The 12,795-nt window shown below is 63.3% G+C and carries 13 protein-coding genes and 1 pseudogene; 6 read left to right on the top strand and 8 right to left on the bottom strand.

Features of this window, described 5'->3' with window-relative positions:
• The first annotated feature begins 166 nt into the window (after window positions 1-166).
• Window positions 167-1,345 (top strand): MFS transporter, encoded by a 1,179-nt coding sequence (locus tag ACPRTJ_RS08860; RefSeq protein WP_426428620.1) that lies wholly within the window; start codon window positions 167-169, stop codon window positions 1,343-1,345.
• Here the strand turns inward: ACPRTJ_RS08860 and ACPRTJ_RS08855 are convergent.
• Entirely contained in the window at window positions 1,339-2,493 is a 1,155-nt protein-coding gene (locus tag ACPRTJ_RS08855) for a lysozyme inhibitor LprI family protein (protein ID WP_426428618.1), read from the bottom strand. The genes ACPRTJ_RS08860 and ACPRTJ_RS08855 overlap by 7 nt on opposite strands.
• A 10-nt stretch (window positions 2,494-2,503) precedes the next feature.
• Window positions 2,504-3,667 carry a lysozyme inhibitor LprI family protein gene (locus tag ACPRTJ_RS08850; protein WP_426428616.1) on the bottom strand — a complete coding sequence of 388 codons (1,164 nt, stop codon included), beginning with the start codon at window positions 3,665-3,667 and terminating at the stop codon, window positions 2,504-2,506.
• 148 nt (window positions 3,668-3,815) lie between these two features.
• Here ACPRTJ_RS08850 and ACPRTJ_RS08845 point away from each other — a divergent pair, with 148 nt between their 5' ends.
• Window positions 3,816-4,223: a hypothetical protein gene (locus ACPRTJ_RS08845; RefSeq protein WP_213606723.1), complete on the top strand. Its 408-nt coding sequence runs from the start codon at window positions 3,816-3,818 to the stop codon at window positions 4,221-4,223.
• Window positions 4,224-4,280: 57 nt separating this feature from the next.
• Here ACPRTJ_RS08845 and ACPRTJ_RS08840 read toward each other — a convergent pair whose 3' ends face one another.
• The 3 genes from ACPRTJ_RS08840 to ACPRTJ_RS08830 all read right to left on the bottom strand — a co-directional run bounded on the left by ACPRTJ_RS08840 (window position 4,281) and on the right by ACPRTJ_RS08830 (window position 7,522).
• Window positions 4,281-5,660 carry an NAD(P)-binding domain-containing protein gene (locus ACPRTJ_RS08840; RefSeq protein ID WP_426428614.1) on the bottom strand — a complete coding sequence of 460 codons (1,380 nt, stop codon included), beginning with the start codon at window positions 5,658-5,660 and terminating at the stop codon, window positions 4,281-4,283.
• Window positions 5,661-6,039: 379 nt separating this feature from the next.
• Entirely contained in the window at window positions 6,040-6,858 is an 819-nt protein-coding gene (locus ACPRTJ_RS08835) for an AraC family transcriptional regulator (protein ID WP_054915940.1), read from the bottom strand.
• A 46-nt stretch (window positions 6,859-6,904) separates the two neighbouring features.
• Window positions 6,905-7,522: a LysE family translocator gene (locus ACPRTJ_RS08830; protein ID WP_275729953.1), complete on the bottom strand. Its 618-nt coding sequence runs from the start codon at window positions 7,520-7,522 to the stop codon at window positions 6,905-6,907.
• A gap of 481 nt (window positions 7,523-8,003) precedes the next feature.
• Between ACPRTJ_RS08830 and ACPRTJ_RS08825 the strand changes: the two genes are divergently transcribed.
• Together ACPRTJ_RS08825 and ACPRTJ_RS08820 are read left to right on the top strand one after the other, a co-directional pair.
• Window positions 8,004-8,297: a DUF3077 domain-containing protein gene (locus tag ACPRTJ_RS08825; protein ID WP_100632944.1), complete on the top strand. Its 294-nt coding sequence runs from the start codon at window positions 8,004-8,006 to the stop codon at window positions 8,295-8,297.
• Between the two features lie 74 nt (window positions 8,298-8,371).
• Window positions 8,372-8,719: a hypothetical protein gene (locus ACPRTJ_RS08820; protein WP_426428611.1), complete on the top strand. Its 348-nt coding sequence runs from the start codon at window positions 8,372-8,374 to the stop codon at window positions 8,717-8,719.
• Between the two features lie 143 nt (window positions 8,720-8,862).
• Here the strand turns inward: ACPRTJ_RS08820 and ACPRTJ_RS08815 are convergent, their stop codons facing one another.
• Complete coding sequence (locus tag ACPRTJ_RS08815; protein WP_043859806.1) at window positions 8,863-9,360, bottom strand: SMI1/KNR4 family protein; 498 nt, start codon at window positions 9,358-9,360, stop codon at window positions 8,863-8,865.
• 181 nt (window positions 9,361-9,541) lie between these two features.
• Here ACPRTJ_RS08815 and ACPRTJ_RS08810 point away from each other — a divergent pair, with 181 nt between their 5' ends.
• Both ACPRTJ_RS08810 and ACPRTJ_RS08805 read left to right on the top strand, forming a co-directional pair.
• On the top strand, window positions 9,542-10,369 hold the full coding sequence (locus tag ACPRTJ_RS08810) for a DUF2314 domain-containing protein (protein WP_426428610.1): 828 nt from the start codon (window positions 9,542-9,544) through the stop codon (window positions 10,367-10,369).
• A gap of 244 nt (window positions 10,370-10,613) precedes the next feature.
• Window positions 10,614-11,776 (top strand): IS3 family transposase gene (locus ACPRTJ_RS08805; RefSeq protein WP_100632666.1). Its coding sequence is split into 2 segments (ribosomal slippage): window positions 10,614-10,866 and window positions 10,866-11,776, totalling 1,164 coding nucleotides; the frame shifts between segments, so codons are not numbered across the junction.
• Window positions 11,777-11,921: 145 nt separating this feature from the next.
• Here the strand turns inward: ACPRTJ_RS08805 and ACPRTJ_RS08800 are convergent.
• Both ACPRTJ_RS08800 and ACPRTJ_RS08795 read right to left on the bottom strand, forming a co-directional pair.
• A complete protein-coding gene (locus ACPRTJ_RS08800) occupies window positions 11,922-12,209 on the bottom strand; it encodes a HigA family addiction module antitoxin (protein WP_043859808.1) in 288 nt (95 codons plus the stop codon).
• A gap of 13 nt (window positions 12,210-12,222) precedes the next feature.
• A pseudogene (locus tag ACPRTJ_RS08795) lies at window positions 12,223-12,500 on the bottom strand (type II toxin-antitoxin system RelE/ParE family toxin).
• Window positions 12,501-12,795: the final 295 nt, after the last annotated feature.

Below are 12,795 nucleotides of genomic sequence, written 5' to 3'. Positions count from 1 at the left end.
CTTCGCGGGTCAAGCCCGCTCCCACAAGGACAGCGGGGATCCTTGTGGGAGCGGGCTTGACCCGCGATGCGTTAGTCCGGTCGGCACAGATCCCAACTCCGGTACATGCACAACTGCCACCGCCAATCCCCATGCTAAAACAGCCATACCCATCGGCGGACCCACCATGACAAAAACAACCACCCCGCATTTCGGCCTGCTGTGCCTGGCCAGCTACCTGCTGTCGCTGTCCTACGGCTCGACCTTTCTGCTCTCGCTGCTGGTCACTTCCCGAGGTGGCAACGAACAGGACGCCGGCAGCATCATCGCCATCGCCATGCTCAGCACCGTGATCGCCGTGCTCGGCAGCGGCCATCTCGCCGACTGGCTCGGCACCGCCCGCGCCATCGCGCAGTCGGCGCTGTGCCTGATCGGCGCCTGCCTGGGCTTTGCCCTGGTACCCGGTGTCGACTTCAGCCTGTGGCTGTGCGGCCTGCTGCTGGGCCTGGGCTGGGGCGCGTTCTACACCCTGGGCCCGATCCTGGTTGCCGCGCTGGTCGAGCCGGCCCGGCGCACCCACTGCTTCGCGCTGCTGTCAGGCAGCATGATGAGTGGCATCGGCTCCGGCCCGCTGGCCGGCAAGCTCGCCTCGCTGCTGCACCTGCCACTGGAAACCGCGTTCTACACCGCCGCCCTGGCCGCCGCTGTGGGGATGCTGGTCTTCGCCTGGCTGGCCCGCCAGCACCCGGCACAGGCGGCCAGCGCCCGCATCAGCCGCCACGCCGGCATCCAGGTGCTGCGCTCGTCGGCGCGCTGGCCGATCCTGATGGTGGGCCTGGGCGGCGCGGTGTTCGGCGGGCTGGGCAGCTTCCAGACCACCTACGCGGCCAGTCGCGGGCTGGACTATTCGCTGTTCTTCGTCGGCTTCATGCTCGCCGCCATCGGCTGCCGGCTGCTGATCGCCGGCTGGGTGGTGCGGCATGACGCCTACCGCACCTCGTGCATGCTGACCGGGGTGATGGTGCTGGCCGTCTTCGCACTGGGCTGGTGGGTGCAGGACGCCCTCAGCTACCTGCTGGCGGCGGCGTTGCTGGGGGTGGGCTACGGGCTCAACTATTCGGTGATCAACGGCCTGGCGGCCAACGAAGCGCCCACCGGCTACACGCCGCAGGCGCTGCTGCTGTTCAGCCTGGGGTACTTCATCGGCGTGTTCGGCTTCCCGCTGCTGGCCGGCACCCTGATCGTGCAGGGCGGCCCGCATGCACTGCTGCTCAGCGTGCTGTGCGTGGCGCTGCTCAACTGGCTGGTGAGCGTGGGCCGGCTGCTCGGGCGCTGGCGGGCCCGAGCGTTGCCACAGGGTTACTGATCCGGGGCGATGGCGAACATCAGCTGGTTCTCCTGCACATACACCAGCGCTTCGCGGCCATTGATGTCCACCGGGCGGGCCGACACCGCCTCGTGCTCGGGCACGACCTTGGACAGCACCTTGTTCACCAGGTCGACCCGCCAGACGCAGGCCATGCCGCCACTGTTGTCGAAGTACAGCACCGGGCGGTGTTCGCTCCAGGTCGGGTTGACCAGGCTCCAGCCACTGGAGTCGGGCGCCATCACGCTCTCGTAGCCGCGCGAGTTGCCGTCGCTTTCGTAGGCCAGGCGCAACTGGTCGTTGGCCACGTTGAGGTCTTCGAGCACACGCGCCTTGGCAAAGCGCACGGTGTTGGAGCCGGCGTGATAGCCCTGGGTGGTCGGTTGCGGCGGCTGCTGGCTGCCCACGGCATACACCATCGACTGCTCCAGCTCGCCGTTGCTGCGCTGGCGGTAGTAGAACGCGCCGTCCTGCACCCCGGCATAGCGCTCGCGCTGGTCGTTGAAGCCGCTGTGGGACCAGCCGGCAAAGCGCACGTTGCGCGCGATCACATGCCAGCCGGGGTGATCGTCGGCGTATTCGAGCAGGGTACCGGAGGTGGCCAGCGTCACGTGTTTGTCCTGCACGTAGGTGGGCCCGTCACGGTCGCCGGAGACGTACACGAACGCGTGCAGCACGCCGTCCTTGACGGTCACATCGATCAGTTGCGCCACCGAGTCCTCGCTCATGCCGATGAACGGGGCCAGGGCAAAGCGCTGCCACGGCGCGTCCTCGACCTTTGCGTACACCTCGCCCTTGGGCAGCGGTGCGAGGCTATCGGAGGCAACCGGCGCCGGTGCCGGCACGGCGGTCAGCCGGCGGATCTGGCGGTCGTAGGCGCTCTCCAGGCACTCGGGGGTCTTGCACTGGTTGCGCACGTTCTTCAGCCAGTCGGTTTCCAGCTCGCGGAATATCTTCTGCGCCTTGAGCGGGGTGTACAGCGCATTCAGCTGGTCGTCCTTGGCCGACAGCGAGGGCGTGTTGCAAATCGCGGTTTCCAGAATCGTGTTGGCCCTGCTGCAATCGAAACCGGCGGCCGAGGCCGCCGGCGCGTGCAGGGCCAGGGCCAGCAAGGCGGGCAGGGTGAGCAGGCGGGTCACGGTGTGCATGGGGGTGTCCTTACAGGTCGGGCGACAGGGCGAACATCAACTGGTCGTGTTCGACGTACACGATCGCCTCACGGCCGTCGAGCTCCACCGCCAGCGGTTGCCCGGCCGTGTGTTCGGGCACGATCTTGGACAGCACCTTGCCGCTCAGGTCGACCCGCCAGATGCAGGCCATGGCGCCGCTGTTCTCGAAGTACAGCACCTGGCGGCGCTCGCTCCAGGCCAGGTTGGACAGGCTCCAGCCGCCGCTCTCGGGGTCGAGCACGGTTTCGCTGGCGGGGCGCGGCAGGGCGTGTTCGTAGTTCAGGCGCAGGTCGCTGTTCTCGTCGTTCATGTTGCCCAGCACCCTTGCCTTGGCAAAGCGCAGCGTGCGCGACTGGGCGTGGAACACCGTGGTGGTGGCCTGCGGCGGCTGGCGGCTGCCCAGGGTGTAGACCATGGCCTGCTGCAGCTCGCCCTCGGTGCGCTGGCGGTAGTAGAACGCGCCGTCCTGGATGCCGGCATAGCGTTCACCCTGGTCCATCAGCTCGCTGACGCGCCAGCCGGCAAAGCGCACGTCGCGGTCGATCACATGCAGGCCGGGGCGGTTGTCAGCGTATTCGAGCAGCACGCCCGAAGACGGCTGCACCGACCAGTTGTCCTGGTTGTAGCCGGGGCCGTCGGACGAATTTGCCACGTAGAGCAGTGCGTACAGCACGCCGTCCTTGATGCCCACATCGATCAGCTGGGCCAGCGAATCGGGGTACATGTCCGGGATAGCCGCCAGCGCAAAGCGCGGCCACGGCTCGTCCTGCAGGGTACGGTAGGCGCTGCCCTGGGGCAGCGGCACCGCGTCGCGCAGGCCGGGCACGGGCGGTGGCGGCAGCGCGGTCAGGTTGCGGATCTGCAGGTCGTAGGCGCGCTCAAGGCAGGTGGCGGTCTGGCAGCGGTCGCGCACCTCGTTTACCCAACGGGTTTCCAGTTCGCGATAGATGCGCCGGGTCATCAGTGGCTTGTACAGCGCGTTGAGCTGGTCGTCCTTGGCCGACAGCGTTGGCGTGTCGCACACCGACTTTTCAATGAGGGTGCGTGCCTTGCTGCAATCGAAGCCGGCGGCGACGGCGGCCGGAGTGTGCAGGGCAAGGGCAAGCAGGGTGCTGGAAGCCAGCAGGGTGAACAGGCGGGCGGCGGGGGTCATCGGACGTCCATGTGGGCCGGGGCAGGGGGCGGATGATACGTGAGCGCCACGGGCGACGGAAAGGCACCTGCGTGTCGATGTCGACGCTTCTGCACAAATCCGGTCGCGCAAGTAGACTGCCGTGTTTCAGGCCTTGCAGGAGCTTGCCATGACAGTCCGATTTCGCTGGTGGAGGTACACCGCTTTGCCCGCGCTGTTGCTGCTGCAAGGCTGCATGCCGCGCTCGGTGATCGTGCACGACGGGCTCGACACCACGGTCGTCGATCAGCACACCCGGCAGCCACTGGCCGGGGTGAGCATTATTGATGCAGGGGTGGTGGTGGCCCGCAGCGACGCGCAGGGGAGGGTACAACTGGCGCCCAGGCGCACCCTCAAGCTGGAGCCGCTGATGGGCGAGGCGAACGTGATGCTCAACCTGCTGGCCTGCAAGGACGGCTATGCGCCGCAGCCGGTGGCCGAACGCCGTGGCTGGAATGCCGACTACGGGCCCAGCCAGGTGCATCGCGAGGTCATCGGCCTGCAGCGGGGGCAAACCGGTTACCAGTGCCCGCAGTAGAGGCCGCGCCGGCAAGGGCCGGTCTTGTGGGGGCACCGGTTTCGGGCGTCGGCGGGGCTACCCGCGCAGTGCCTTCACTTCGCCCTTCTTGCCGTCCGTTTCGCGCAGGTACTCCTCCAGCGAATCGTCCATCGCCTTCAGCCACCGCGTATGGTGCGGCACCGCTGCCGTGCCGGTGATCACCGAACGGTACGACTTGTCGCGATAGCCCATGATGTCGCTCTTCTTGTCGCTCTTCCACTTGAGGAAGATGCGGTTCACGGCATCGATGTCGAAGCTGGGGTAGTCGGTCTGCGCGATCAGGTGCTTGATGTAGCGGCCCTGGAATTCGTACATCGAGGCGGTGGTGTCCAGGGCCTCTTCATCGGCGCGCCAGCTGGCACTGTCGGCCTGCATGTCGGCCTTGGTCGGCAACTTGATGCGCCCCAGCATGTAGTCGCGGGCGAACCAGGCCTGGGCGTCGAACAGGTTGAAGCTGTACCACAGGTCCTGCATGCCCAGGTAGATCAGTTGCGGGTTCTGCTCCCACACCACGCCCTGGTACAGGCCGGTTGGCCACAGGCGGTTGTTGGTCTTGAGGGTCAGTTCGTCGGGCAGGAACGGGAAGTGATGCTGGTAGCCGGTGCACAGGATGATCGCATCCACGCGCTTGTTCGAGCCGTCGGCGAAGAACGCCAGGTTGCCCTCGACACGCACCAGCTGCGGGCGCTCTTCCCAGCCCTTGGGCCATTTGTAGCCCATCGGCTGGGTGCGGTAGGCCGTGGTGATCGAGCGCGCGCCGTACTTGTAGCACTGCGAGCCGATGTCTTCGGCCGAGTAGCTGCTGCCGACGATGAGCAGGTCCTGGCCCTTGAACTCCATCGCCTCGCGAAAGTCGTGGGCGTGCAGGATGCGCCCGGCGAAGCGCTCGAACCCTTCGAATTCCGGTACGTGCGGCGTAGAGAAGTGCCCGCTGGCGACCACCACGTAATCGAACACCTGCTCGATGCCCTGCCCGGCGCTGTAGTCGTAGGCGCTGACGGTGAACTCGCGGGTGGTTTCATCGAAGCTGACGTTCTTGACCGCGGTGTTGAAGCGGATGTAGTCGCGCACCCCGGCCTTTTTCACGCGGCCCTGGATGTAGTCCCACAGCACTTCGCGCGGCGGGTACGAGGAGATCGGCCGGCCGAAGTGTTCGTCGAAGCTGTAGTCGGCGAATTCAAGGCATTCCTTGGGGCCGTTGGACCACAGGTAGCGGTACATGCTGCCGTGCACCGGTTCGCCGTGCTGGTCGAGGCCGGTGCGCCAGGTGTAGTTCCACATGCCGCCCCAGTCGGCCTGCTTTTCGAAGCAGACGATTTCGGGCATGGGGGCGCCCTGGGCATGGGCGGATTGGAAGGCACGCAGTTGCGCAAGGCCGGACGGGCCGGCACCGATGATGGCTACACGAAGAGTCATAGAGATTCCTGAACAGTTGAACGCTGAAAAAAATGCAAAGGCTCCCCAACCCCGAGCGGCAAAAGCCGAGGGTGGTGGAATTCAGGCGCTACGGTGCAGGTGGAGGGACGGGGCGCTTGCGCATCTGGGCCAGCAGGATGTTGCCTGGCGGAATCGACAGTGCGTGGAACAGTGTCGAGAGCGGGGAAGGGGTGACTGTGTTCGGCCCGTAGCCATCAGCGCAGGGCGCAAAATGGGGGCCTGAAGGGCGAAAGATGCGTGTGATCTCGTTCATGGGGGGCTGGAATGGCCTCTTTTCGTTATGGTTTCCTTTTTATCTATAACGGATGGGGGTGGGGATATCAAGGTCGGCGACCCCACCACCCGCCAGCGCGCAAACTCAATCAAGGCGCCCGAGCAGGGGTTTGCACCAGCGCGAGGGCGTGATGCCGTAGGCGTTCTTGAAGTGCCTGGACATATGGCTCTGGTCGAAGAAACCGGCCTCTACGGCTGCGTCCGCCAGGCACTGACCGGCGAATACCGAGGCCTTGAAACGGTCGAGGCGACGCAGGGTCAGGTAGCGATGGGGGCTGGTGCCGAAGTAGGCGCGAAAGTCCTTGGACAGGCTCCAGCGGTCGCGGTTGGCGCAGGCGGCCAGGTCATCCAGGGTGATGGGCTGCTCCAGGCTGTCATCCATGTACTCGCGGGCACGCCGGGCGGCGGCGTAGTCGTGGGCCTGCCTTGATGCCGGGCGCCCGCACACGGCCTGCAGCGCGCTTACCAGGCCCAGCAGCGCGTCGTCCTCTTCGAGCGGGTCTAGCCTGTCGTCCATGCTAGCGAGCATCGCGTGGGTGGCGGCCGCCAGGCGCGGGTCGCGGGAGATGCCGCCCTTGAGAAACGGCAACGGCTGGCCCCCGAGCACCTCCTGCACCAGCGCCGGGGTGAGGTAGAGCATGCGATAGCGAAACCCCGACGCCGAGCCCGCATGCCCGTCGTGGACCTCGTCCGGGTGCAGCACCAGGATCTCCCCAGGCAGGCTGTGCCGGCTGGCGCCGCGGTAGCTGAAGCTCTGCACCCCGGCCAGGGTGCGGCCGATGGCATAGGTATCGTGGCGGTGCGGGTCGAAACCGTGGGCGCTGAAGAAGGCCTCCAGGCGTTCGACCCTGGGGGACGGAGGGGCGTGCTTCACCCAGTCTTGCGGTGACGGTAGATCGAGCATTCTGCTCACCTTTCGAGCGATAGAGTCAGGCCGGCGACAACACAGGTTACAGCGTGCCGGCGTTTGCCTGAATGTGAATGTAGAAATCGTGGAACATGAAGGCGGCGCACACGGCCAGGGCGAGGCCCATCAGGCGGTTGAACAGGTTGAAGTACACCTCTTTGCTGATGCGCTTGCCCAGCACGGCGCCCAGCAAGGCGTAGAGGCCCGGCGCGCCGGCAGCGCCCAGGGCGATCAGCGCCGACACCGCGGCGATGCTGGCGCCGCTGAGGTGCGCGGCGGGGAACATCACGCTGGTGATCGGCAGCACCACCATCATGCCCTTGGGGTTGAGGGCCTGGATCAGAAAGCCGTTCCAGAAGGTCAGCGCCTTGGCGGGGGCATCGGATGATTGGGTGAGCTGGACCCTGGCGGTGTAGACCTTGAAGGCCAGGTAGCTGGTGTAGAGCCCGCCGGCCAGGGCGAGGTAGGGCAGCGCGGCCTTGGAGATGATGGCTTCGCCGGTGTAGCCGAACAGGATGAACAGCACGAACATCGCGCCGCCCACACCGACGAAGAAGCCTGCGGTGCGGCGAAACTGGCCTGTAAGGCCGGCGTTCAGGCCCATCACGTTCACCGGGCCGGGGCTGTACATCACGCTGAAGGCGTAGAGAAAGATTTCCATTGTGTCCCCTGAGAGTGTGGGTAGGTGGTGTGCAGGTGACGTTAAACGGCCAGCCTTTGGCTGGCTTGTACGTTTGTGGGTGCCACCCTGCAGGAGCCGGCCTTGCCGGCGAAGAGGCCGTCCACTGCGGCGCAGGGCTGCGTTTACACACGCTTGGCCAGACACGTCTGAAGGACTGTAATATGCGGACAGATTTTGCGTGGGCGGTGCGCCTTGCTGGGGTTCAGGCAGGCCGTTAGGCTCCTGCGGTCGCTGAGCATCAGCGATCGGGTTTGGTCGCCCGAAACCAGTACGCAATTCTATGCAGTCAATCGACGTGACGGCGTTAGTTCGCCAGTTATCTCGAGTTATGACGGCTGTACGTGGGAGGCATTCGTGCCTGCCGGTTTTGCCTGCTGATCCGGTCGACCAACCTGCGTACAGCTGTCACCTATTTGTTTGGTCGCAGTGGGTGATGGCTCCTTCCAGCAGGAGTTTCATCGTGAAAAAACTTGTTCCCGATCCCCCGACTTCTCCCCATTGCAGCACTGGTGTCCTCTGTACCGGGCATGCCCCGTTCTTCCTGGTACGTGCTGACATACCCGAAGAAGACGCCCTGATGCATGCCTCGCTGTTGCTCAGAGGCATCTTCGACACCCTCCAGAAAGCCTGTTTGCACCCCGAGGACTCCACCAGCAAAGTTCTGCTGTGGGTCTCGTTGCATTCGACGGAATTAGCCAAGGTGCTGGTGGATGCGGTGCTCGACGGCATGGGCAATCGCAAGGCCACTGCGTAGAGGAAGCAACAGGGGCCGACCTGTTCAGCCCCTGTTGTGACAGACTTTCCGATCATGCACGGAGCGCGATGCCGATGACCCAATTTGAAACCCAATCCACCTCACCCGACGGCCGCTATCGCATCGAGGCTGCACCGTGGGAAGCCGGCAACTCGCACTGGGTGTACCCGCCACGGATTATCGATGCCGTGTCGGGTGCCTGCCTGTTCGAGTTCCAGGACCAGCGCTGGTCCCTGGACCGCGCGGCATGGTTGAGTGATACGCAGGTCGAGCTGATGTTGCGCAAGTATCCAGGGCAACTGACAGGGCATGGGTTACGGGTGAGGGTTGATTGCGCGGGGCGTGTCGCGAGATGCGGTGAGGGGGCAGGTGTTGAGTTTGCTGACCTTGAGCGTGCGCTCGAGCGCCATGCTTGTGGGTAACTGAAAAGCCATCGGCTACCAGCGATTCGAAGTGCAGGGCCCGGTCAGCCCATGGCCGGATGTTGGGTCTTTCTGGATGACGACCGGGATTTCATTGTTCGGGCGAATACCCGGCGTGGGTGCGCCTGGGTATTCGTTTCATGTCAGGGCTGTACACGGCTGTCGAACGGTTCGAAGTCGCGCTCGGTGAACGCTTCTGTCAGCACATTCGAACTGCACAGCCATTCGATCGCTTCCACCAGCCCGTTACCCGCGACGAGGGCGGCTTCACTGTGGCGTGGCAGCACATAGATGCGCTCCGGGTCGCTGGGGTGAATGATGAGTTCGTCGCCGTCGTAGGTGTCGCCAATGATGATGCACTGCAAGGCCTTTTCCTTGGGCATCAGCTCCTTGTCGTCGTCCCAGAACCAGTACTGGTTGATGCGCTCAACCCACTGGGCCTGGCTGTTTTCGCCGTGCAGCAGTTGATGGGGCGGGTAGATGCGCACGTACACGCCGCCAAGAATGCCTTCGCCGAACTGCGTGACGTACTCGCGGTAGCCGGTGGGGAAGCGGGTACCCAACACAGCTTGTGCCTGGTCCACTTCGGCGTCTGTGGACAGCACCAGCGGGCTGCCGGTAACAGTGATGTTTTCAAACATTGGGCCTGTCCTTTTGCGTGGTATCCAAGGGTGCAGGTTTTTAGCGTAACGGGGGCTTGGGGGCAAGGCTGCCACGTTCACTGGATCAGGTTATCCTGCTCCCGTTTTTCAAGTGGCGGCACAGGCCGCAAGTGCTCTGGCTTGAGCATTTCAGTGAACCAGGCGATGGAACGATTTACCTATGACCGAACAGATCATCTACGGTGTTGAAGGCGAAAGCGACGAGTTCAAGGCCGCCGTGGCCAGTGCTCAGGCGACGTTCAAGTATTTCTGGCGAGAGCTGTCGTGGGAGGCGCGCAGGATCGTGAAGGGCCTGGACATGGCGGCTGTAAAAATGTCCTTTCCCATCGAGAGCGACGACCCCGAGGTACCCAGCGTCGAGAACATGTGGGTGAGCGAGATCGAGTTCGATGGGCAGTCCATCACCGGCGTGCTGATGAATGAACCAAGCTGGGCCACCTCGTTCAAGGCCTGGGAGCCTGTGACGCTGCCGTTGGCCTTGCTGAACGACTGGATGTATGTGCGCCAGGGCCATGTATACGGCGGCTTCACCGTCGATGCGATACGCGCGGCCATGCCCGAAGACGAGCGCCTGGAACACGATGAGGCCTGGGGTGTGGATTTCGGTGAGCCGGGTTTGGTCGAAGTCGTCCCGGCTGCAGAAGGTCAGCAGCCTTGGCTGCTCTCCCGTACGTTGAACCGTGCTCAAGACCAGCAGACGCTGGCGGTGCTGGAATGCACCGAGCACCCGATGGCCTTGAACATGCGCGACAAGATCGAGGAGGGCGTGAGCGCACAGCCGCAGGTGGCCCGAGACCCGGATGACGAGGGATGGCTGATGCTGCACCGCGAGGTGCTGGCGGGCAATTACACGGTGGTGGATGCGCTGTTGCGTCATGGCGCTGACCCGTTGCTGCCCAACGGCAACGGCCAGACTTCGCTGGCGTTGGCAGGCATTGCCGGTTGGCCGCGGATTCTGGCGTTGCTTGAAGGGCAGAGCGCCCACTAGCGTGGGGTGCCATTCGCCAGCAAGGCTGGCTCCGACCGACGGCGTGGTCCTTTGTAGGAGCCGGCCTTGCCGGTGAAGAGGCCCGCCAACTCGCGTACAGCTGCCACCCCATGAGCGATACGTAGGTCGAGCTGATGTTGGGCAAGTATCCAGGGCATCTGACAGGGGAAGGGTTACGGGTGTAGTGGTCTAATGAAACCGGACACCCATTTAGGCGAGAATGCTCGCCATAGAGAGGTGTCTGATGACCAAGCAACGTCGTACCTTTACCCCTGAGTTCAAGCGCGAGGCTGCGTGCCTGGTGCTCGACCAAGGCTACAGCCATATCGAAGCCGCCCGTTCGCTCGGATTGGTCGAATCGGCGCTTCGTCGATGGGTGAGCCAGCTTCAGCAAGAACGTAGCGGTGTTACTCCCACCAGCAAGGCTCTGACACCTGAGCAGCAAAAAATCCAGGAACTCGAAGCCCGTATCAATCGGCTAGAACGGGAAAAATCGATCTTAAAAAAGGCCACCGCGCTCTTGATGGCCGAGGAACACGAGCGTTCGCGTTAATCGATCAACTGCGGGCTCAAGAGCCTGTTGATCTGTTGTGCTCGGTATTTGATGTCACCCGATCTTGCTACTACGCGTACTGCCGGAAACGTCGGTATCCGGATGCCGAACGAGTAGTCTTGCGTAGCCGCGTGAACGAGTTGTTTACGCAAAGCCGAAGCGCTGCGGGCAGCCGGAGCATCATGCTGATGATGAAAGAGGACGGCATGCAGATCGGGCGATTCAAGGTACGTAGGTTGATGCGCGAGCTGAACTTGATCAGCAAACAGCCGGGCTCCCATGCCTACAAAAAGGCTACCGTGGAGCGGCCTGATATCCCGAACGTGCTTGATCGCGGGTTCAGCGTGGCATCCCCGAACACAGTCTGGTGCGGTGACATTACGTACGTCTGGGCTGAAGGCCAATGGCACTATCTGGCGGCTGTCATCGACCTTTGTGCCCGGCGTGTTGTAGGTTGGGCGTTCTCAGCCAAGCCTGATGCCAACCTAGTGATCAAGGCATTGGATATGGCCTATGAGCAGCGTGGCCGGCCTCAGAATGTGCTGTTTCACAGCGACCAGGGCAGCCAATACGGCAGCCTGAGTTTCCGCCAGAGACTATGGAGATACCGCTTCACGCAGAGCATGAGTCGGCGCGGCAACTGCCACGACAACGCGCCGATGGAGCGGCTATTTCGCAGCCTGAAGACTGAATGGATACCGACGGTGGGCTACATGAGCGCTGTGCTGGCGCAGCAAGATATCAGTCGGTTTTTGATGGAGCGGTACAACTGGCGGCGACCGCATCAATTCAACGAAGGGCTACCGCCTGCGGTCGCAGAGGAAAAACTCAATTCAGTGTCCGGGATCAGTTGACCACTACACGGGTGAGGGTTGATTGCGCGGGGCGTGTCGCGAGATGCGGCGAGGGGGCAGGTGTTGAGTTGGCTGACCTTGAGCGTGCGCTCGAGCGCCATGCTTGTGGATAACTGAAAAACCATCGTCGTCGGCTTTTTCAGTATCACGCGATAGACGCAAAGCGCTCGATCACAGGTTGTTCGCGATGCTCGGCCTGCCACAGATCCCAGTCAGCCTGAATGGCCAGCCAGGTTCGAGCCTTGCCGATGCCGGCTCGTTCAAGCCGAACGGCGAGGTCCGGGCTGACAGGTGCATGGCCGTGAAGGATTCGAGACAGTGTTTCTCTGGCGTAACCGAGCCGGCGTGCAAACTCGGCCACCTTGATATCCAGGGCGGGCAACACATCTTCGCGCAAGGTTTCGCCTGGGTGCGGGGGGTTGAACATGGCCATTTGGGGGAACTCCTCAGTGGTAGTCGAGGTAATCAACCAGTTCAACGTCTGTGCCGTCGAATCGGAAAATTACCCTCCAGTTTCCGCTGATGGTCACTGACCAATACAAGGTCAAGTCGCCTTGAGCGGGTGGAGCCTCCAACCGGGCATGTCGATGTCGCCCGCACAGGTTGCGCGATCCAGAAATGGAAGCAGGCGCGCAAGCCGCTTGTCATGGTCGGCCCGGATCCCTCGAGTCGAGCCGGTTTCGTAAAACGCCTTGAGGCCTTTGTGTTGAAAGCTCTTTATTATCGATAAAGTGTGATGCATTACATCACACTCGACAATCGCCCTGCAATATCAAAGCACGAAGAGAAATTCGCTTTAATTTGGGCTCCGGTTCAGGACAATTACCCAGTAGCCGTGCACGAGAGAGGCTGCGGCCCATGGGTGAGCTGCGCCGACGTGCCTGAAATGGCCTGTGCCGGTGATACGGTTGAAGCAGCGCTTTTCGGTGCGGTAGATGCCCTGGGGTCGGCGCTTTCCTTTTTATGTCGATGAGCGCATTGCCATACCGCAACCATCGCTGACGGCACCCGGCCAGCCG

The organism is Pseudomonas palmensis (genome assembly GCF_049942755.1).
Classification (GTDB): domain Bacteria; phylum Pseudomonadota; class Gammaproteobacteria; order Pseudomonadales; family Pseudomonadaceae; genus Aquipseudomonas; species Aquipseudomonas palmensis.
The sequence above is the reverse complement of the archived record's forward strand: the minus strand, read 5'-3'. Positions and strand labels throughout refer to the sequence as shown.

Excerpts from the sequence above, each read along its gene's own strand:
- ACPRTJ_RS08815 (WP_043859806.1), bottom strand. The coding sequence starts at position 9,360 with ATGTTTGAAAACATCACTGTTACCGGCAGCCCGCTGGTGCTGTCCACA.
- ACPRTJ_RS08830 (WP_275729953.1), bottom strand. The coding sequence starts at position 7,522 with ATGGAAATCTTTCTCTACGCCTTCAGCGTGATGTACAGCCCCGGCCCG.
- ACPRTJ_RS08835 (WP_054915940.1), bottom strand. The coding sequence starts at position 6,858 with ATGCTCGATCTACCGTCACCGCAAGACTGGGTGAAGCACGCCCCTCCG.
- ACPRTJ_RS08800 (WP_043859808.1), bottom strand. The coding sequence starts at position 12,209 with ATGGCCATGTTCAACCCCCCGCACCCAGGCGAAACCTTGCGCGAAGAT.
- ACPRTJ_RS08850 (WP_426428616.1), bottom strand. The coding sequence starts at position 3,667 with ATGACCCCCGCCGCCCGCCTGTTCACCCTGCTGGCTTCCAGCACCCTG.
- ACPRTJ_RS08840 (WP_426428614.1), bottom strand. The coding sequence starts at position 5,660 with ATGACTCTTCGTGTAGCCATCATCGGTGCCGGCCCGTCCGGCCTTGCG.
- ACPRTJ_RS08845 (WP_213606723.1), top strand. The coding sequence starts at position 3,816 with ATGACAGTCCGATTTCGCTGGTGGAGGTACACCGCTTTGCCCGCGCTG.
- ACPRTJ_RS08860 (WP_426428620.1), top strand. The coding sequence starts at position 167 with ATGACAAAAACAACCACCCCGCATTTCGGCCTGCTGTGCCTGGCCAGC.
- ACPRTJ_RS08810 (WP_426428610.1), top strand. The coding sequence starts at position 9,542 with ATGACCGAACAGATCATCTACGGTGTTGAAGGCGAAAGCGACGAGTTC.
- ACPRTJ_RS08820 (WP_426428611.1), top strand. The coding sequence starts at position 8,372 with ATGACCCAATTTGAAACCCAATCCACCTCACCCGACGGCCGCTATCGC.
- ACPRTJ_RS08855 (WP_426428618.1), bottom strand. The coding sequence starts at position 2,493 with ATGCACACCGTGACCCGCCTGCTCACCCTGCCCGCCTTGCTGGCCCTG.